The 18,228-nt window shown below is 57.8% G+C and carries 18 protein-coding genes; 4 read left to right on the top strand and 14 right to left on the bottom strand.

Translation table 11 applies throughout. The annotated features are described in order from the left end of the window. Positions 1 to 102: 102 nt before the first annotated feature. Positions 103 to 1,803: a CPBP family intramembrane glutamic endopeptidase gene (locus RWM61_RS00995; RefSeq protein ID WP_313996415.1), complete on the top strand. Its 1,701-nt coding sequence runs from the start codon at positions 103 to 105 to the stop codon at positions 1,801 to 1,803. On the opposite strand, the gene uvrC is transcribed toward RWM61_RS00995, so the two are convergent. Next, the gene (gene uvrC, locus RWM61_RS00990) at positions 1,775 to 3,616 is read right to left on the bottom strand and encodes an excinuclease ABC subunit UvrC (protein ID WP_313996413.1); all 1,842 of its coding nucleotides are present in this window, start codon (positions 3,614 to 3,616) and stop codon (positions 1,775 to 1,777) included. The two genes, RWM61_RS00995 and uvrC, sit on opposite strands and share 29 nt — an antisense overlap. A gap of 248 nt (positions 3,617 to 3,864) precedes the next feature. Here uvrC and RWM61_RS00985 point away from each other — a divergent pair, with 248 nt between their 5' ends. Continuing rightward, positions 3,865 to 4,011 carry a YqzM family protein gene (locus RWM61_RS00985; RefSeq protein WP_313996411.1) on the top strand — a complete coding sequence of 49 codons (147 nt, stop codon included), beginning with the start codon at positions 3,865 to 3,867 and terminating at the stop codon, positions 4,009 to 4,011. Positions 4,012 to 4,101: 90 nt separating this feature from the next. Here the strand turns inward: RWM61_RS00985 and RWM61_RS00980 are convergent, their stop codons facing one another. The 9 genes from RWM61_RS00980 to RWM61_RS00940 all read right to left on the bottom strand — a co-directional run bounded on the left by RWM61_RS00980 (position 4,102) and on the right by RWM61_RS00940 (position 12,608). Next, positions 4,102 to 4,311, bottom strand: a complete 210-nt coding sequence (locus RWM61_RS00980) for a YezD family protein (RefSeq protein ID WP_313996409.1) — start codon at positions 4,309 to 4,311, stop codon at positions 4,102 to 4,104. 33 nt (positions 4,312 to 4,344) lie between these two features. Then, the gene (locus RWM61_RS00975; protein WP_313996407.1) at positions 4,345 to 5,412 is read right to left on the bottom strand and encodes an ABC transporter ATP-binding protein; all 1,068 of its coding nucleotides are present in this window, start codon (positions 5,410 to 5,412) and stop codon (positions 4,345 to 4,347) included. Continuing rightward, positions 5,409 to 6,302: a sulfate ABC transporter permease subunit CysW gene (gene cysW, locus RWM61_RS00970; RefSeq protein ID WP_313996405.1), complete on the bottom strand. Its 894-nt coding sequence runs from the start codon at positions 6,300 to 6,302 to the stop codon at positions 5,409 to 5,411. Before cysW ends, RWM61_RS00975 begins: the two co-directional genes overlap by 4 nt. A 12-nt stretch (positions 6,303 to 6,314) precedes the next feature. Further along, on the bottom strand, positions 6,315 to 7,151 hold the full coding sequence (gene cysT / locus RWM61_RS00965) for a sulfate ABC transporter permease subunit CysT (protein ID WP_313996403.1): 837 nt from the start codon (positions 7,149 to 7,151) through the stop codon (positions 6,315 to 6,317). A 31-nt stretch (positions 7,152 to 7,182) separates the two neighbouring features. Beyond that, on the bottom strand, positions 7,183 to 8,325 hold the full coding sequence (locus RWM61_RS00960) for a sulfate ABC transporter substrate-binding protein (protein WP_313996401.1): 1,143 nt from the start codon (positions 8,323 to 8,325) through the stop codon (positions 7,183 to 7,185). 294 nt (positions 8,326 to 8,619) lie between these two features. Continuing rightward, positions 8,620 to 9,573, bottom strand: coding sequence for a primosomal protein DnaI (gene dnaI / locus RWM61_RS00955; RefSeq protein ID WP_313996622.1), 954 nt, complete (start codon positions 9,571 to 9,573; stop codon positions 8,620 to 8,622). Between the two features lie 72 nt (positions 9,574 to 9,645). Then, positions 9,646 to 11,154 carry a helicase DnaB gene (locus RWM61_RS00950; RefSeq protein WP_313996620.1) on the bottom strand — a complete coding sequence of 503 codons (1,509 nt, stop codon included), beginning with the start codon at positions 11,152 to 11,154 and terminating at the stop codon, positions 9,646 to 9,648. Between the two features lie 201 nt (positions 11,155 to 11,355). Then, on the bottom strand, positions 11,356 to 12,237 hold the full coding sequence (locus RWM61_RS00945) for an alpha/beta hydrolase (RefSeq protein WP_313996399.1): 882 nt from the start codon (positions 12,235 to 12,237) through the stop codon (positions 11,356 to 11,358). A 65-nt stretch (positions 12,238 to 12,302) separates the two neighbouring features. Further along, on the bottom strand, positions 12,303 to 12,608 hold the full coding sequence (locus RWM61_RS00940) for a YuiB family protein (RefSeq protein ID WP_313996397.1): 306 nt from the start codon (positions 12,606 to 12,608) through the stop codon (positions 12,303 to 12,305). Positions 12,609 to 12,804: 196 nt separating this feature from the next. On the opposite strand from RWM61_RS00940, the gene hemQ reads away from it, so the two are divergent. Continuing rightward, positions 12,805 to 13,551, top strand: a complete 747-nt coding sequence (gene hemQ, locus RWM61_RS00935) for a hydrogen peroxide-dependent heme synthase (protein ID WP_313996395.1) — start codon at positions 12,805 to 12,807, stop codon at positions 13,549 to 13,551. Between the two features lie 48 nt (positions 13,552 to 13,599). On the opposite strand, the gene RWM61_RS00930 is transcribed toward hemQ, so the two are convergent. Together RWM61_RS00930 and RWM61_RS00925 are read right to left on the bottom strand one after the other, a co-directional pair. Further along, the gene (locus RWM61_RS00930; RefSeq protein WP_313996393.1) at positions 13,600 to 13,860 is read right to left on the bottom strand and encodes a hypothetical protein; all 261 of its coding nucleotides are present in this window, start codon (positions 13,858 to 13,860) and stop codon (positions 13,600 to 13,602) included. Next, the gene (locus tag RWM61_RS00925) at positions 13,860 to 15,056 is read right to left on the bottom strand and encodes an NAD(P)/FAD-dependent oxidoreductase (protein WP_313996391.1); all 1,197 of its coding nucleotides are present in this window, start codon (positions 15,054 to 15,056) and stop codon (positions 13,860 to 13,862) included. Before RWM61_RS00925 ends, RWM61_RS00930 begins: the two co-directional genes overlap by 1 nt. 319 nt (positions 15,057 to 15,375) lie before the next feature. On the opposite strand from RWM61_RS00925, the gene RWM61_RS00920 reads away from it, so the two are divergent. Continuing rightward, positions 15,376 to 16,377 carry an NAD(P)/FAD-dependent oxidoreductase gene (locus RWM61_RS00920; protein WP_313996389.1) on the top strand — a complete coding sequence of 334 codons (1,002 nt, stop codon included), beginning with the start codon at positions 15,376 to 15,378 and terminating at the stop codon, positions 16,375 to 16,377. 381 nt (positions 16,378 to 16,758) lie between these two features. On the opposite strand, the gene RWM61_RS00915 is transcribed toward RWM61_RS00920, so the two are convergent. Both RWM61_RS00915 and RWM61_RS00910 read right to left on the bottom strand, forming a co-directional pair. Next, the gene (locus tag RWM61_RS00915; RefSeq protein WP_313996386.1) at positions 16,759 to 16,899 is read right to left on the bottom strand and encodes a sporulation histidine kinase inhibitor Sda; all 141 of its coding nucleotides are present in this window, start codon (positions 16,897 to 16,899) and stop codon (positions 16,759 to 16,761) included. A 251-nt stretch (positions 16,900 to 17,150) separates the two neighbouring features. Continuing rightward, on the bottom strand, positions 17,151 to 17,822 hold the full coding sequence (locus RWM61_RS00910; RefSeq protein ID WP_313996618.1) for a YheC/YheD family protein: 672 nt from the start codon (positions 17,820 to 17,822) through the stop codon (positions 17,151 to 17,153). Positions 17,823 to 18,228 lie beyond the last annotated feature (406 nt).

The following is an 18,228-nucleotide window of genomic DNA, read 5'->3' as shown; positions in this document are numbered from 1 at the left end:
CGTTTCGGGAATCCGGGCCTTGCGTTGGTGTTTCTCACGCAAAATATGATAAGGTACATGTAGACGTGAGACCGATCGGAAAATGTGAGAAGAGGTGTTGCCATGCAACAAGCGAACATCGAACCCCGCTGGCATGTGGTATACGGTTTGGGGACCGTCTGCCTCGCCGTCTTTCTGCTGTTTCAAGTGATCCCCTCCACGGCAAGCTCGTTCTTCAGCTCCGAGAGTCCGGACGTGATCGGGGAAACCGCGGCCGAGCAAAAAGCGTCCTCCTTCGTGCGGACGAACTTCGGCGGAACGGTGTTGTCCGCGGCGGCGGTTCACCAATCGTCCAAGCTGCTTACCGGTTATTTAGCGAAGGAAAAGCTGACCGACGCCTACGATGAACGGTACGGCGGAGACTATCCGCTCGATACGTATCAGGTGGAAGTACGCAGCACAACAGGGCAAGAAGACCGGATAACGAGAATACATTTCGTGAACGTACATATGGAAACCGGCGCCATCGTGGCATGGAATGAAGTAAGTGGCGGCCCCGAAGCCGATCGGGCGCCGCTGCCCTACGATGCGGCGGTATTGGCCGCCAAAGCGTTCGCGGAGCAGCGCGGATTCCGCGGGCGGGAGCTCCAGGTTCGCGGCCCGGCTGACGGCGGTTTCGAACGCGACCAAGCGGTCGTGATCGACGTCCCCGGGGCAAAGGCGGGAGACGCCCGGCTCGAGCTTCGCATTCTGGCGGCGAAGTCGCCCGATGATTCGGTAACGATCGTCGACTACAAGCCGGCTTTCCAGGTTCCCGACACTTACACTGCTTATGTGGAGCGCCAGGATCGCATCGCGTCGCTCATGACATTTGCCGGATCGCTGGGCGGGTCGCTTGTCCTGTTTGTGCTCGCCATCGTTTACGCCGCCCTTGCGCGCAGGCATACCTCCTTCCTGCGCGGATTGGTGCTCACCGCTTTGTTCCTCTTGTTCTACACGGTGAACAATCTCAACATGTACGACGGCATCCGCGCGGGTTTCGGGGAAGAGGCAAACGCCAAAACGATGACCGACGTCGGAATCGCCGTCCAAATCGTATTCACCCTCGGCATCGCGGTGTCCGTGTATTTCTCGCTCGTCGGCGGCGACGGCCTGTGGCGCCGGATGGGACGCAATCTGTGGGTTCGCCGCGGCGAACCCGGGTTCGGCGACCATGTATGGAAGGCGATGAAGCTCGGATACTGGGCCGCCTTCATCTTCCTCGGGCTGCAGACGCTCATTTTTATCGTGTTGGAGAAAGGCATGGGCGTATGGGCGACCAGCGACGTCACGCAATCTCCGCTTAATTTCGGAATTCCATGGCTGATCCCGCTGATGGCGTGGGCCGCCGCCATTTCGGAGGAGGCGGTGTACCGGATGTTCGGCATCGCCGTGTTCACAAAGTGGTTCCGCAGCACGGCGGCGGCCGCGATCATACCAACGGTTGTCTGGGCGCTTGGCCACGTGGCATACCCGATCTATCCGTGGACCACCCGGCTTATCGAGCTTACGATACTCGGCTTGCTTTTCTGTTACCTGTTCGTGAAGTTCGGTTTCGCGGCGGCCGTTTTCGCCCACGCGGTCATCAACAGCATCCTGTTCTCCATGCCGCTTATCTTTATGGGTACGCCGGTCAATGTAACGGCAGGCCTTGTCTACATCGTGCTGCCGGTCGCCGTCGCCTGGATTATCCGCTGGTACGACCGCAAGTTCACGCCAAGAAATAAAAAGGGCCGCGCTCCGCACGGCGATGCGGTCACGGCTCCTCCCGAAGCGTTTCAATAATGTGCGCGGCGAGCTTGTCGCCGATCGAGAGAGGCCTGAAGTCTTCGACCGAGGCCTCTTTCATTTTTTTGAGCGACCCGAAATGCTTCAGCAGCATCTTGCGCCGCTTTTCCCCGATGCCGGGAATGGCGTCCAGCTTGGAGGCGACCATCGATTTCGCCCGAATGTCGCGGTGGAACGTGATCGCGAACCGGTGAACCTCGTCCTGGATCCGCTGCAGCAGGTAAAATTCCTGGCTGTCCCGCGGCAGCGGCACGATCGCCGGCGGATCGCCGGTCATCAGCTGCGCCGTTTTATGCTTCGCATCCTTCACAAGTCCGCATACCGGGATGAACAGCCCGAGCTCGTTCTCCAGCACGTCGACGGCGGCGCCGATCTGTCCCCGGCCTCCGTCGACCACGATCAGATCAGGCGGCTGCAAGCCCTCCTTCAGCACGCGCTCATACCGGCGGCGGATCACCTCGCGCATCGTCTCGTAATCGTCCGGCCCCCGGACGGTCTTCACCTTGTATTTGCGGTACTCCTTCTTGTCCGGCTTGCCGTCCGTAAACACGACCATCGCCGATACCGGATCGGTGCCCTGGATGTTGGAGTTGTCGAACGCCTCGATCCGGCGTACCGACGCCAGGCCGAGATGGGCGGCAAGCCCGTCCGACGCCTTCACGCTCCGCTCCTCGTCGCGCTCGATCAGCTTGAACTTCTCGTCGAGCGTCACCTTCGCATTGTTCATCGCCATCCGGACGACGTCCTTCTTTTTGCCGCGCTGCGGCGCCAGCACCTTGACCTTGAGCCATTTCTGCAAAGCGGCGCGGGCATCCTCGACCTCGCCATCGGCCGCAGCCTCATCGGAACCCTTCTGCTGCAAGGAGCCGTCCTGCATGGACGGAAGGAAAATCTCCTTCGGCAGCGCCGGATTGTCGCTGTAATACTGCGTCACGAACGACATGAAATCGCCATACGGCTCGCCGTAGTAGGGGAACGTCGTCGCATGCCGTTCGATCAGCTTGCCCTGGCGCATGTACAGAATTTGCACGCACATCCACCCTTTGTCGACGGCAAAGCCGAAAATGTCGCGGTCAAGCGAATCGGCCAGCGTAATCTTCTGCTTCTCCATGACCGCATTGATGTTCAGGATCTGGTCGCGGTATTCCTTCGCGCGCTCGAATTCAAGCGCTTCGGCCGCCGCCTCCATTTTGCTCTGCAGCCGGGCTTTCACCTCGTCGTGCCCGCCGTTCAGGAACCGGCTGATCTCCTGCACCATATCCTCGTACACCGTTTTGTCGACCTTGAATTCGCACGGCGCTACGCATTGGCCGAGATGATAGTACAGGCACACCTTGTCGGGAAGCGTCTTGCATTTGCGCAGCGGGTACAGCCGGTCCAGCAGCTTTTTGGTCTCCTGCGCGGCATAGGCGTTCGGATAAGGGCCGAAATATTTGCCTTTGTCCTTGACGACGCGGCGCGTAACCTCCAGCTTCGGATGCGCCTCGCCGGTAATTTTGATATAGGGAAACGATTTGTCGTCCTTAAGCAGGACGTTGTATCGCGGATGATATTGCTTGATCAGATTGCACTCGAGAATGAGAGCCTCCATGTTGCTGGAGGTCACGATGTATTCGAAATCGCGGATCTCCGACACCAGCCGCTGGGTCTTGGCGCTATGGCTGCCCGAAAAGTAGGAGCGGACGCGGTGTTTAAGCACCTTCGCCTTGCCTACGTAAATGACGGCGCCTTCCCCGTTCTTCATCAGATAACACCCGGGCTGGTCCGGAAGCAGCGCGAGCTTGTTGCGGATGTTGTCCGTGTGTTCCATTGTCCGCTTCCCTCCCATCCTTTCTATTGTAGCACAGCACGGCGCTTTTTGAAGCGGGAACGCGGCTCCGGCCATGCGGCCCGGCGGCGCAATCTCCTTATTTTTGTCACAAACCGCACGCTTTACAATTGTTCCCGCGGTTCGGTATAATGCTGAGGAGAGCGTGCATCGCATATGTGATTTCAAGACGCCTTCAGGCGCCGGCAGCGGCGGTGGAAAGGACCGTCTTTTCAAGGAGGACCTTGCCCATGGACAACGTACAAGACCCGCGCAACCACGTGAACGAAGAGCCCCGCAACGATTTCATGGATACGGCAGTGGGCTTCGGCGTCTTTTTCGGTTTCATGTTGGTCGTATTTGCCGCAGCCGTGATCATCAAATTCGCCATTTCGTAACAAGCGCACTACAATCGGACACAAGGAAGCCCCGAAAGCTGCCGTTAACGGCGGCTTTCGGGGCTATTTTCGTGTCTGGACTCCCGCCCGCTATTTCGCATCGCGCAGCCGGTCATCGCCGATCGGCCTCTTCTGCTGCGGCGAAGCCGCCTGCTGGTCGAACCGTTTACGCTCCGTGCGTTCGATCTGCACGATGCGCCCGTCATGAACGGTGATCAGCACCGAGCCGTACTCCAGTCCGTTTACCTGTCCGACGATACGTTCCGCCCATACATCATCGACTTCCACCGGTTTTGCCATTGGCGAGTCTCCTCCCATCGGAATCATCGGAATTTAGATATGAACGGGCATAGGATCGATTTTGAGCGGATTTTCGACGATGCAAGCCGAGCCCCGGTCCAGCACGTACAGCCTGTGAACGAGCACCGATACTTCATCGCCGGATCTCATCGGCTCCCCGTCGAGCGAGCGGCGCGAAGGCAGCAGGTTCCCACCTGCCTCCACCTCCAGCTCCAGATAGGCTCCCCGAAAAAATACGTGCCGCACAACCCCTTTCTCCGAGGCCGAAGGGAACGCGATCTCCCCGCCGCGTCCCACTTCCACGAATTCGGGCCGCACGATCGCCGACAGATGGCCTGTGCCGAAAGCGACGTCCTCAAAGCCGCGCAGCCGATCCGGATTCGGCAGCAGCCGCGATTCGCCGATGAAGCCCGCCACGAACGGCGTCTGCGGCAACTGGTAGATGTCCATCGGCGTTCCCTGCTGCTCGAGCTTGCCTTGCTGGATGATCAGCATCTCGTCCGCCACCTCGATCGCCTCGTCCTGATCATGGGTAACGAAAATCGCTGTAATGCCGAGCCGCTCAATCAGCGATTTCAGCCACGTGCGCAGCTCCTTGCGCACCTTGGCGTCGATGGCGGCGAACGGCTCGTCGAGCAGCAGCAGCTCCGGCCCCGGGGCCAGCGCCCGGGCGAACGCAACGCGCTGGCGCTGGCCGCCCGACAGCTGATGCGGATAACGGTGCTCGAATCCTTTCAGGGCCGTCAACACGAGCAGCTCCTCCACCCGCCGCGCAATCGCCGCCTTTTTCTCCTTCTTGACCGAAAGCCCGAACGCGATATTGTCGTAAACCGACATATGGCGGAACAACGCGTAGTTCTGGAACACGAATCCGATTCCGCGGTACTGCGGCGCAACGGAGTTGACCCGCCGGCCATCGATGATGATATCCCCGGTGTCCGGTGTTTCCAAACCTGCCAGCATGCGCAGCAGGGTAGATTTGCCGCCGCCGCTTGGGCCGAGCAGTCCGATCAGCTTTCCGCGATCGATCTTAAAGCTGACGTCGTTGACCGCCAATTGACCGCCGTACGATTTGCTGACATTTCTGACCTCGATATTCAATGCCCTGCGCCTCCTTCGGCTTCCTTATTTCCCTGCGCGGTTTTCCATTCCACCAGGCTCTTCACGACCAACGTGACGAACGCCAGCAGCACAAGCAGCGAAGCAACTGCGAACGACGCGGTAAATTGATATTCGTTATACAAAATCTCGATGTGCAGGGGCAGCGTGTTCGTTTCGCCCCGGATATGCCCGGATACGACCGACACGGCACCGAACTCGCCCATGGCGCGGGCGTTGCACAAAATAATGCCGTAGAGCAGCCCCCACTTGATGTTGGGCAGCGTCACCCGCCAAAAAATTTGCCAGCCTCCCGCGCCGAGACTTGCCGCCGCTTCCTCCTCCTGCACTCCCTGCGCCTGCATAAGCGGAATCAGCTCGCGGGCGACGAACGGGAATGTGACGAACGTGGTCGCCAGCACAATGCCCGGCAGCGCGAAAATGATGCCGATGCCCCGTTCATCCAGCCAGGGGCCGAAAAACCCTTGGGCGCCGAACAGCAGCACGTAGATGAGGCCGGAGATGACCGGCGATACGGCAAACGGCAAGTCGATCAAGGTGATGAGCAGATTTTTGCCGCGGAACCGGAATTTGCCGATCGCCCATGCGGCCGCAACTCCGAATATGGTGTTGAGCGGAACCGCGATCGCCGCCGTGAAAATCGTCAGACGCAGCGCCGCTAAGGCGTCCGGATCGTTGATCGATTCGGAGAACGTCCCGAACCCTTTGGACAACGCCTCGATGATGACCGACAACAACGGCAGCAGCACGACGAATGCCATAAAGAGCAGTGCGATCGTGATGAGCAAAATCCGTACCGGCCGCGATTCGTTCACATGCCGGGGTCTGGCGGAAGCTGCATCCGATAAACGAACGGTAATGGCGCCTGCCATGGGAATGCCCCCCTATTCCACGGCCGCAAAGCGGCGGTTGGTCCGCCACTGCAGGTAATTGATCAATAGCAGCATCAGGAACGACACGACCAGCATGACGACCGCGATGGCCGTCGCTCCCGCGTAGTCGTACTGCTCGAGCTTCGTCATGATCAGCAGCGGGGCGATCTCGGTCCGCATCGGCATGTTGCCGGAGATGAACACGACCGAGCCGTACTCCCCGACGCCGCGGGCAAAAGCGAGCGCGAAGCCGGTAATGAGCGGAGGAATCAGTTCCGGCAGAATGACCTTCCGGAACGTTCTCCATCGGAAGGCGCCGAGCATAACGGCCGCCTCCTCCGTTCCCTTCTCCAGCTCCTGCAGGACGGGCTGCACCGTCCGCACCACGAACGGCAGCCCGATGAAAATCAGGGCGATTGTAATGCCGAGCGGCGTATAGGCGACCTTGATGCCTAAGGGCTCCAGCAGCGAGCCCATCCAGCCGCTCGGCGCGTAGATCGCGGTGAGCGCGATGCCGGCAACCGCCGTGGGGAGCGCGAACGGCAAATCCACGATGCTGTCAACAAGCTTTTTGCCCGGAAACCGGTAACGCACAAGCACCCAGGCGACCAGCAGCCCGAACACGGCGTTTACCAGCGCCGCAGAGAAAGCCGTAACAAAGCTGATCTTGTAGGAGGCGAGTACGCGTGGATCGGTCACTGTGCGCCAGAATGCTTCCCAACTCATGCCGCTAGTGCGGATGAACACGCCGACCAGCGGAATGATGACGATCACACTAAGATAAAATATCGTAAAGCCGAGAGACAGTCCGAAGCCGGGCAGCACGCTTTTGGCCTTGGAACCCTTCATGTAAGGTCAGCTCCTTTTAACGGCCCAGGTTTCAGGAACCCGGCGTATAAATTTGGTCGAACACGCCTCCGTCGGCGAAATGCTTTTGCTGCGCTTCCGCCCAGCCGCCGAAATCGCCGTCGATCGTCAGCAGCTCAATGTCCGCGAACCGGTCCTTGAACTGCTCCGCCACCGATTGCAGGGTCGGGCGGTAGAAATTTTCACCGATAATTTGCTGCGCCTCCTCGGTATAGAGGAAGTCCAGGTAGGCCTGCGCGACCTCCGCCGTGCCGCGCTCTTCTGCCACCTTGTCGACAACCGCAACCGGCGGCTCCGCCAAAATGCTGATCGACGGCGTCACGATTTCGAATTTGTCTTCGCCGAATTCCTTCAGCGACAGGTACGCCTCGTTCTCCCATGCCAGCAATACGTCGCCGATCCCGCGCTCGACGAACGTCGTTGTGGACCCGCGTGCGCCGGAATCGAGCACCGGTACGTTTTTGAACAGCCGTCCTACGAACTCCTGCGCCTTCGACTCATCGTTGCCGTTCTGCTTCAGCGCATAGCCCCATGCGGCCAGGTAGTTCCAACGCGCGCCTCCGGACGTTTTCGGATTGGGCGTGATCACCTCGACGCCCGGTTTGATCAAATCGTTCCAGTCCTCAATGCCTTTCGGATTGCCTTTGCGAACGAGAAAAACGATGGTCGACGTATACGGCGAGCTGTTGTTGCCGTACTTCGATTGCCAGTCGGCCGCAAGCAGCCCTTTCCCGGCGATGGCGTCGATGTCGTAGCCGAGCGCCAGCGTCACGACGTCCGCTTTCAATCCGTCGATGACGGCGCGGCTTTGCTTGCCGGATCCGCCGTGCGACTGCTTGATCGTCACTTCCTGGTTTTTCTCCGCTTTCCAATAGGCCGCGAACGCCTTGTTGTACTCGACATAAAGCTCGCGGGTCGGATCGTACGATACATTCAGAAGCTCTACCGGCTTCAGAGGCTCGGCAGCCGCGCCGTTGCCGTTCTTGCCGTCCGCGGACGTGCCGGACGTTTCGTTCACCGTGCCGCTGCTTGCGGCCGGGCCGTTGTTCGCTGCTGCGCCGTTGTTCGTGTCGGCGTTGTTCCCGCCGCAGCCGGCCGCAACCAGTGACAATACGAGGATAAGGACAACCGTGCGAAGCGATTTGATGGTTTTCATTTCAGATAGCACCCCTTGTTTTGGTGGTCGGTGAAATCAGAAACCTTTCGCTCCGGTTGACCGGTCACTAAAATTAATAATTCCTACCTGTTTAGTTGGTTATGACTGCATAATAGCAACGGCCAGGCCCGGATGTCAATGGTTTTTTTAAAGAAATCTCATAACATCTATAAGGATTTTTTATAAATCATAATCCCTCGCATGCTGAGGCGCAAAAAAGAAGCCGTATTCCGCCAGCCTCAGGCTGTGAATACGGCTTGCTTTCAAGTAAGCGTCTATGATGCGTTTGCTTCCTTACCTTCCTCGCTTGTTCTCCCCGTTCACCCAGACCTTCTCGACGAACGGCCGGATGCGGTCCATGACTCGCTGGCCTTTATGCGCTTCGTCGCCGTCCTTGTTCGTGAAGCTGAAATGCCGCTCAAGCGCCTCCAAGTCGTGATTGGACGTATAGAACGTCGGCTTCCGGTTCATCCGGTAATTCAGAATCGTGCCCATTACATGGTCGCGCACCCACGGGTTCAGGTTCTCGGCCCCGATATCGTCGAACACCAGCAAATCGGTCTGCTTCATCAGCTCGACCGTCTCCCGAAGCCTCGCCGGCTCGTCGAGCATCGCCTTCAAATCCTCGACGAATTCAGGCATATAGACGATCACGCCGGACAGTCCCGCCTTGGCGAGCTCGTGCAGCATGTAGCACATCAGGAACGTTTTGCCCGTGCCGAAATGGCCGACCAAATACAAGCCCTTCTGCTGGAGACCGCGCTCCTTCGTCGTTTTGATATAGCTGAACAGCCGGCCGACGGCCAGCATCCGCTCGGGATCGGTGTTCATAATATCGTCTGCCGAAAACCCGCCGTGCAGCGACGATTCATCCACATAGAAGCTGCGTATCCGTGTACGAATCGATTGCTCCGTCTGCCGTGCCGCCAGCTTGGCGCAGGGGGCTTTCCGGTCGTACAGCTGCACGCTGCCGTTCAACGTTTCGCATTCCAGCACCGTGTAATGCCCCTGAAAGTCGTTCGGGCAGCGCTCCAGACCCGGACACGCCGCGCAATGGCCCTGCTCCTTCACGTATTGGTAAACCCGATTCAGATTGATTTTGATATCGCGGTTGTCCAGCTCGGGATGCTCCGCCCTGAACTGCCGGACGAGCGGATCGGCCAGAAGCTCCGCCATGAGTTTGTCCGCCTGCGCGTTCATGCCGCCGCCTGCCGGCCACGATTTCAGCACCTCGCCCAAAGATTCCACTGTAATCACCCCCATGATTTCCGACATTCGCTTCCCGCATGAACTTCGGAAGCTTCGCCGCGGTTGCGCCTTCTATTGACCGTCCAGCTCCTTGGCGAGCCGCCGGATTTCCTCCAATTCCTCGGCCGACAGCTGCTGCCCGGTCGTCCTTTTCTCCACGATCGGGATGGCGGGCTTTCGCGAAGCCCCGCGGCTTCGACCGCTTTTGCCGCCGCCTATGTATGCCCCGGCACCTCCGCCGGCCCCCGCTTCCTTCTTCCGCTTCTCGACATGTGTCTGCTCGCGGACGTAACCGACCGCCTTCTCGAACGTGTCGACGCCCTTGACCAGCATGTTGGACACAACCGCTTCAATGAACGTCTTCGTGACGCGCTGCGCCTCGTTCATGCCCAGCACATAATGAATAAGCACATTGATCACCGCTCCCGGCAGCCGGTAGCTGAGATCGATGCGTTCGAACTGCCTGTCGAGCCATTCGGGAACCGTTCCGGGAAAAAAGCGCTGCAGAAAACGGGTATGCGGCTCATTGCGCATCAGCATGTTGTATTGCGGCATATCGCATCGGCCCGCAAGCTGTGCCGGAACCTCAAGCTGAAACTCGGCGCCTACGGCAACCTCCTCCACCGTCTCCGCTTCTGCGGAAGCCGTCGTTCCCGCACGGGCCATGACGCGCTTGCGGTCTTCTTCCCGCTTCCGGTCCTGCCTGTACATGCTCGCGGCTTTGTTCTGCAGAGTGTCCAGCAGCAGTTCGCCGTTCGCGCCGAACACGCCGTCCTCATCCAGGAGCCTGCACATGTCGGCGGCGGACAAGCCGTATTTGTAAGCGACGTAATTCACGCTCGCCATTCCTTCCTCGTCTCCGCGCAGCCGTTCCACATGGGAGCGGTTAGCCGAATTGCGCGGAAAGCGCAGAATCAGCTCCCCGTACGGAATGCCGCCTGCCTGCGGAGCCGCGGCGCCCGCGGCCGGGGCCGCCTGACGGGCGGGCGCCACTTCGGCAAGCGCCTGCTCCAGCTCCTCGTCGGAGGTCCGGGCGTTCAGCCTGAACAGCTCGTAGAACGGAACCGAAATATTTTCCTTGACCGGCTGGGCCTCCGCAAGCTCGTCCGGCTCCGCGGCATAAAATTGCTCCCGCAAGGCGAGCACCGCATACTTGCCGATTTTATCGCGCAGAAACAGCGTCAGATGCCCCGTACGGAAAAAATCGGCCGGCGACAGCGGCGGCTGCAGTTCGTATTCGTATACGACGTCCTCGCCGCCCGGCACGGCCATCCGCGACGTCTGGAGCAGGCCGACGGCCTCCAGAATCGACGCCTGCTCGGCAAGCCGTTTGCGGCCCGCATCGTTCATCTCAATGCCGAGGCTCAGGAAAAGACGGCGCTGAGGATCGAGCGGCGAATAGCCTACCCGACCCTCCGGCACGTGCTGATAGAGCAGTTGATAGAAAGACGCCGCGACCGCCCCTACCATCGGCTGATAGACGAGATTGAGCATCTTCAGATCCAGGGCGCTTAGCGAAAAATCGCGAAAAATGTAATATCGGTGATGTTCGGTAAACCGGTGCACGTGATCCATTCGCATCATTCAAAACCCCATCCAGGTGCTTGTCCGGCCACAACTTAAGGCGAAAACGCCGGACGTTTGCCGACAAGCCACCCTGCATACTTTCTACTATTCTATCATAAAATAGCGGCCCGCTGTGTTAGAAAACGCTGAGCTGGCGCTCAAGCAGAAAACGGCACACCCCCCGCTCGGGAATCGTGCCGTTTCCTGTCGATTCGCTTACAAATCCTGCGGGTTGCCGAACGCGGCCTGCCGCTCGGACAAGACGCCCATCTCGAGCAGCTCGTGATCAAGCGCCTCGCGCTCGAAGAATGAATCCGCATTGCCTTGAACCTCGAGCTTGGCGATCCAGGTACGGATCGCAGCGGCCGTCTTGTCCGGGGCTTTAGTGGGAAGCTGATGCCGGGCACCTCTGACCAGGTACAGCTCGCTGACCGCCAGATGCTCATGCAGCTCGCGGGCATATTGCACGAATTGCGGGTCGTCCGCGCCGCAGAGCAGCAGCACCGGCGCCGCGATTGCCCGGAGGCGATCGATACAGGAATAGCCGATGCATGAATCCGAGTATTCCTTGAACCGTGCCGCGTTGCCTTCCATCCCTTCGTTGTGAAGGACATGGAAGGTCGTGCGGCTGTCCGCATTGCCCAAGGCGATCGGCAGCACGACCGCTTCCTTGGCGCGCAGCCGATTGCCGATGGAAGCGGCCCGCATCAGCCCGCGGTTTCTCGTGTCGCGGAGTTCGGCCGCGCCGGAGAGGATAATCCCGCCTGTGAACCGGTCGGGATGCGTGATCAAAGCTTCCAATGCGGGCATGCAGCCTACGGAATAGCCCAATACATAGCCTTCCTCCACATCAAGCCGGTCCATAACCTGCTTGATGTCCTCCACGATCAGCGGTACGGTAAGCCGGACGTCTCCGGCCTTGCTGTGGCCGTGTCCGCGGACGTCGATCGTCACGACCCGATGGTCCTGTGCCAGATCGGTCCGCAAATAATTGAATACTCGGCTTCCCAGGAACGGCGGGTGAATCATCACGATCGCCGGCCCGCGGCCTTCAATGTGGTAATGGATATCGGTCCCGTTAACGTGAACATGCGGCATCGCGCAACACCTCGGCAGTCGTATTTTACCGCCTTTAGTATGCGCATGCCGCATGATCCGAATCATTAGAACATTTTGTAACCGCCGAGCCGCAGCTTGCGGATCGTCCAACCGCTCATATACGCGCCGATCAGCGCGCCGATCGCCACCAAGATGTCAACGGCCCCGTATGCCGTCAGATTCTCCGTGAAGCCGAGCTCTTTATTCCATGTAAAGTACATGCCCAGCGGCACCACCACTATAATAAACAGGTAAATCGGAAACCAGGTCGTTTTGATCAGCATATTCAGAATGAAGCCGATGCCGAACATCATGACGAAAAACAGCAGCATCATCACGAAAACCTGGAGAATCGCCATCACGACTTCCATGTTTGGTCTGTCCCTTCCTTCCATCCTTGCGTTAGCGTGAATTTCTCTTGTAGTTTAGTAGATGGCCGCCTTGAAGTCAATTGATTGCGCCAATTCATTGCGCCGATTGTCACAAGTCGGACATTTGCCCCCTTTTTTCCGTTGCGTTACAATGGGAGCAGTTCATATTCGTACGTAAAAAGGAGAGACAACGACGATGAGTGAAGTGGCTCAAACGCTGGAAGGCTGGTATGCCCTGCACGATTTCCGCACGATCGATTGGTCCGCGTGGCGGCATGCGGAGGAATCGGAACGCCGTCAGGCTGCGGACGAGCTTCAGTCGTTTCTGAAGGAATGGGCGGATGCGGAATCGTCCCAAGCAGGAAGCACGGCCGTTTACAGCATCGTAGGGCAGAAGGCGGATTTCGTCTTCATGCATTTGCGCGAAACGCTGGAGCAGCTGAATGCGATCGAGACGGCGTTCAACAAAACGTTGTTCGCGGAATTCACCGTTCCGGCACACTCTTATGTGAGCGTGGTGGAGCTCAGCAACTATATGGGACAGCCCGGCTCGGACCCGATGGAGAATCCGGAGGTAGTCGCCCGCCTGAAGCCGATTCTGCCGAAGGCGAACCATATTTGCTTCTATCCGATGAACAAGCGCCGAACGGGCAACGACAATTGGTACATGCTGAGCATGGAAGAGCGGCGCGCGATGATGCGCAGCCACGGCATGATCGGAAGGCAATACGCCGGCAAGGTCAAGCAAATCATCACCGGCTCGGTAGGCTTCGACGACTGGGAATGGGGGGTCACGCTGTTCGCCGACGATCCGATCCAGTTCAAGAAGCTGGTGTATGAGATGCGCTTTGACGAGGTCAGCGCGCGCTTCGGCGAATTCGGCGAGTTCTATGTCGGCAATTTGCTGCCGGCCGAGAAATTTTCCGCCATGCTGGAGCTTTAAACGAGCAACGAAAAGGCTGTTGTCCGGCAAATGGACAACAGCCTCTTTTTATGCATCGTCTTCATCCACGCCGTCGCCGGAGCGCTTGGACGCGAGATACTCCGCGGTTGCGCGGTCGCGCTCGCGGCCTTTATCCTTCAGTCTCTCGATAGCCGGCTGGATGAGTGCATCGACTTCCTTCTGCACCGTATAAGCCAAATCGTACCGGCTCTGCGATTCGAGGTATGAACCGACCTCCATCAACGCGTTGTATCGGTCAAGCTCATCCCGTGTCAACAGGCCCCGAACTTGTACGCTGCAGTGGCGCATCAGAAAAATTTGCCTTTGCGCAGCACAAGCGGGATGCCGCCTATGATGAACAGGTACCGCAGGTCGACGAGCTTCTTCAGCCAAGCGGCGACGCGGCCTTTGTATTTTTTGCCGAACGCGATGCCGACGGCTTCGCCTTTGCCGAGGGATGCCACAACGCCTTTGTTGCTGAACTCGAATTTTTTCAGCGGCTGGTTGCGGATCGAAGCGACCAGGTTATGGGCGCAGGTCACGCCCTGCTGCATCGCGATTTGAGCGGTCGGCGGATACGGACGGCCTTCCGGGTTGAACATCAGCGAGTTGTCGCCGATGATGTAAATATTCTCATGGCCGGGCGCGCGCAGGAATTCGTCGACCTTGACGCGGCCGCGCATCGTTTCAAAGCCCGCTTCTTCAATCAGCCGATTACCGCGGATGCCGCCGGTCCAGATAACGGTCTTCGATTTGATTTCTTCGCCTTCCCCGACGACGACGCCGTCCGGCGTGCACTCTTTGATCGCCGTGCCGATCTTGAACGTTACGCCCTTCTTCTTCAGCACTTCCACCGCGTATTCGACCAGCTCCGGATCGAAGCCCGGCAGCGCGGTCGGCGCCGCTTCGATGTTATAGATCTTCACCAGCTGCGGATCGACGTCGTACTCGCGGCAAAGCTCCGGAATGCGGTCGGCCAGCTCGCCGATAAATTCGATGCCCGTGAAACCGGCTCCGCCGATGACGAACGTCAGGTAATCGGTACGGTGCGGCTCGCGCTTGTACTTGGCGAATTGATAGCTGATATGCTCCCGGATCAAACGCACGGAGTTGATGCTCCGAATATTCATCGCGTATTCGCCCAGGCCGGGAATGCCGAACGTTTCGGGCTCGCCGCCGACACCGATAACAAGGTAATCGTAAGAAAGCGTACCGTCCTCAAGAATGACCTTCTTGTCCTGTGTGCGGATCTGAACGACCGTCGATTTCACGAAGTCGATCTTGAATTCATCGATCAGCTTCGAGATGCTGACGCGTGCATTCTCCGGATTGTCCGTTCCGGCCGCCGGCATGTGCAAATGCGTCGTAATATAGTGATAATCGTGCTTGTTCACGAGCGTAACGTCCGCTTCGTTGTAATTCAATTGCTTCTGCAAACGCAGCGCAGTCAAAATGCCTCCGTACCCGGCGCCGAGAATGACGATTTTCGGTATGTTGCTGCTCATCTGGGATCCCTTCCATTCCTTGTCTGTTTGTTTGTGAAAAATAACACAAACGAAGCTAAAAATAAGTGTTTCCGTTAACTTGCGCCGTGCGACATGCCTTTATGAATGCCCGCCTATTGCTTTCGCACTACCCGACGATAAAGGTCAAAAACGGATCATCCGAAATATACATTGAAAATGATATAAGCTTTTCATGAAAAGTTCAAGTAAAAAATATACGAATTTGTTTAGAAAACCATACAAAAAAATGATTTCCCGCACATTCACGGGTTGGGTATAATAGTAAAAGTGATTTAAAGCCTATTTTGGAGGTGTCGAGTTGAGCAACCAACAGCAAGATTTACCGATTAAGGATATCGTCATTATCGGCGGGGGACCGGCCGGCATGTTCGCCGCTTTCTACGGCGGAATGCGGCAGGCTTCCGTCACGGTTATTGAAAGCATGCCCCAGCTTGGGGGACAACTGGCCGCCCTGTACCCCGAGAAATACATCTACGATGTTGCAGGATTCCCGAAGGTGACGGCCCAGGAGCTGGTCAACCAGCTTAAGCAGCAAATGGATCTTTTTCAGCCGACGGTATGCCTCGAAGAGAAGGTTGCAAAGGTCGTCAAAAAGGACGAGCGGCTGTTTGAGATTCATACGGATAAAGCGGTACATACGGCCAAAGCCGTCATCATTGCGGCCGGAGTCGGCGCGTTCGAGCCCCGCAGGCTGGAGCTGCCCGAGGCTGCCCATTACGAGAAAACCAACTTGCATTACTTCGTCAGCGATCTCCATCGCTTCAAAGGCCAGAAGGTGCTGATCAGCGGCGGCGGCGACTCGGCGGTCGACTGGGCGCTCATGCTGGAGCCGATCGCGAAAAGCGTAACGCTCATCCATCGGCGCGACAAATTCCGGGCCCATGAGCATAGCGTAGAGAACCTGATGAACTCGAAGGTCAATATCCTCACGCCCCGGGAAATCACAAAGCTAAGCGGAAACGGACACATCGACAAGGTGACGATTGAAGACGTCAAAACGAAGGAACGGACGGAGCTTGAGGTCGACGCCGTCATCGTCAACTTCGGCTTCGTCTCCTCCCTCGGGCCTATCGCCGAATGGGGGCTGGACATCGACAGCGGCTCGATCGTCGTCGATTCGCGGATGGAAACGAGCATCCCGGGCATTTTTGCCGCAGGCGACATCACGACCTATCCCGGCAAGCTCAAGCTGATTGCCGTAGGCTTCGGCGAAGCTCCGACGGCGGTCAACAATGCCAAGGTGTACATCGATCCAGGCGCCAAGCTTTCTCCCGGCCACAGCAGCAATATGAAGCTGTAAGGGCCGGCCGGTCAAGTAATAGAACGGCAAGCAAAGGGTATCCTATCCGTGCGGTGATGAAGCGGTGCGCCGAATGGCGGCCGCGGCCGGAGGAGGATACCCTTTATGTTGTGTCCGTTATGCAACGGTCTGCAAGAGTTGGACGCCCGATGTCCGTTATGCCGATCTGAGTTGGAAGACGGCGGCCGTCCCTCGGATTGGTCCGGACCCTATGCGCCTTATATGCCCGATGCGGAACCGCTTGGGTCTGCCCCGTCGTCCTCCGCGGCAGCTTGTACGCATCTCGCATACTGTGCCGGCTGCGATTATTGGTGCGAGCTGTCGATTGCAGCGGAAGCGAACGGTCGTTGACAATCGAACGCCGTCGCCGCTTCGACCGGATTAAGCCCCGATCCGCAAGTCGGGCTTCAAGTTGCGTCTTTGCATTTCGGCTGCCAATAGCCGGATAAAGGCGGGATCCAATTTAAGCTGAACCGCGGTATAATACGATTCCAACAGCATGTCGTCCGACAGAATCTCCACAGTCGCACACCCTTTCCTTTTTCTTCCCCATCATCTTAGCATGTCCGAAATAGCGGAACAAGCGTTCCGGTTATCCACACCTTCCTGTGCACACACTGTGTATAACATGTGGGCAATCGTCGAAAAATGCGGTGCGGCTTTGGGGATGTTGGGGATAGGGTTATACACAGCCTATTTCCGTCGAGCCGCTATAAAAAAGTTTAATGAATATTCGGGAACCTATTATTCTTTTGTATTGCAACCGTTCTCACTTATTGGGGGCGGGTATTGACCTCAAAAATCCAAATTTTCCCCAACCGGTCGATGCCGTAATCGAAGCCAAGCTGTCCGATGCCCGGATACCGGCTTTCCAGTACGGCGGTGGCAGCCCTCGTCAGCGCCCGCATCTCGCTTTTCTTGCGGGACACCATACGGCGCGACAATGAACGGCCGATCCCTTCGCGCGCGCTCAGCAGTGTTCCCCCTCTGCACAGATTCGTGACGAACAGCCCTCGGCGAGCCAAACGGCCCACCATGGCGCGAATGACCCACGTGTCCCCGAGCTTGACATGCTTGACGCGGTAGTCGATCGGACGGCCTGCGATGGTCGCCAGCCGGATGCCTCGCTGGATGATGTACCTTCTGCCTCTTTGTCTGCTCCGCAGTGCACGCAGCAGGCCCTTGAACGAGTTGAACCGCCGTTGCGTCGCGTAATACGTATACGTGTATGTTCCGCCCTCCCTGCTCACCTTGATGACTCCATGCCCGCCCGCGCCCCTTACAGGCTTGATCACCACGATTCCGTAAGCGAACAGCATGCTGTGCAGATTCGGGCCGGAGAACAATCGGGTCGGAGGGATATGGGGAGCGATTCGCGGATGGCTGAGCAGCGCCGCGGTTTTCGCCCATTTGCTCGCAAGCTGTCTGCCTTGTCCGTTCAGGATGCCGTTCCCCCCCTTTCTGAACTCGTCGGTTAACCGCACAACATATGTATATGAAGGGGAGACTTCCGTCTCTTGGATGATTAACCTTGGCACACCGCCCCTTTTATGCAAAAAAGCCGCCCTCGGAAAGGGACGGCTGGTGATTTCCAAATCAAACCACAAATGAAAAATGACCTCCTACTGTAGGAGTCCTATGCGCCTGGCCGCATTTGCTAAATCTACTGTCAACTGCTCCATGTGTTGAAGAGTATACAAACCATCAATCATCTTGTTGTCCCAAAGAGCAAAGATGCGCTTAAGATCCGACTGTCTTGAAAGCCAGCCAATACCATCGATAACCGCGTAAATATATGGCTCTTCGCGCTACTGGGTGGGTAACTGCCACTTCCATAGAATGCTAACCCCT

The sequence above is a fragment of the uncultured Paenibacillus sp. genome (assembly GCF_963515335.1).
GTDB lineage: Bacteria > Bacillota > Bacilli > Paenibacillales > Paenibacillaceae > Paenibacillus_I.
This window is presented reverse-complemented; position numbering and strand designations above follow the sequence as displayed.

Excerpts from the sequence above, each read along its gene's own strand:
- RWM61_RS00995 (WP_313996415.1), top strand. The coding sequence starts at position 103 with ATGCAACAAGCGAACATCGAACCCCGCTGGCATGTGGTATACGGTTTG.
- uvrC (WP_313996413.1), bottom strand. The coding sequence starts at position 3,616 with ATGGAACACACGGACAACATCCGCAACAAGCTCGCGCTGCTTCCGGAC.
- RWM61_RS00985 (WP_313996411.1), top strand. The coding sequence starts at position 3,865 with ATGGACAACGTACAAGACCCGCGCAACCACGTGAACGAAGAGCCCCGC.
- RWM61_RS00980 (WP_313996409.1), bottom strand. The coding sequence starts at position 4,311 with ATGGCAAAACCGGTGGAAGTCGATGATGTATGGGCGGAACGTATCGTC.
- cysW (WP_313996405.1), bottom strand. The coding sequence starts at position 6,302 with ATGGCAGGCGCCATTACCGTTCGTTTATCGGATGCAGCTTCCGCCAGA.
- cysT (WP_313996403.1), bottom strand. The coding sequence starts at position 7,151 with ATGAAGGGTTCCAAGGCCAAAAGCGTGCTGCCCGGCTTCGGACTGTCT.
- RWM61_RS00960 (WP_313996401.1), bottom strand. The coding sequence starts at position 8,325 with ATGAAAACCATCAAATCGCTTCGCACGGTTGTCCTTATCCTCGTATTG.
- RWM61_RS00950 (WP_313996620.1), bottom strand. The coding sequence starts at position 11,154 with ATGCGAATGGATCACGTGCACCGGTTTACCGAACATCACCGATATTAC.
- RWM61_RS00945 (WP_313996399.1), bottom strand. The coding sequence starts at position 12,237 with ATGCCGCATGTTCACGTTAACGGGACCGATATCCATTACCACATTGAA.
- RWM61_RS00940 (WP_313996397.1), bottom strand. The coding sequence starts at position 12,608 with ATGGAAGTCGTGATGGCGATTCTCCAGGTTTTCGTGATGATGCTGCTG.
- hemQ (WP_313996395.1), top strand. The coding sequence starts at position 12,805 with ATGAGTGAAGTGGCTCAAACGCTGGAAGGCTGGTATGCCCTGCACGAT.
- RWM61_RS00930 (WP_313996393.1), bottom strand. The coding sequence starts at position 13,860 with ATGCGCCACTGCAGCGTACAAGTTCGGGGCCTGTTGACACGGGATGAG.
- RWM61_RS00925 (WP_313996391.1), bottom strand. The coding sequence starts at position 15,056 with ATGAGCAGCAACATACCGAAAATCGTCATTCTCGGCGCCGGGTACGGA.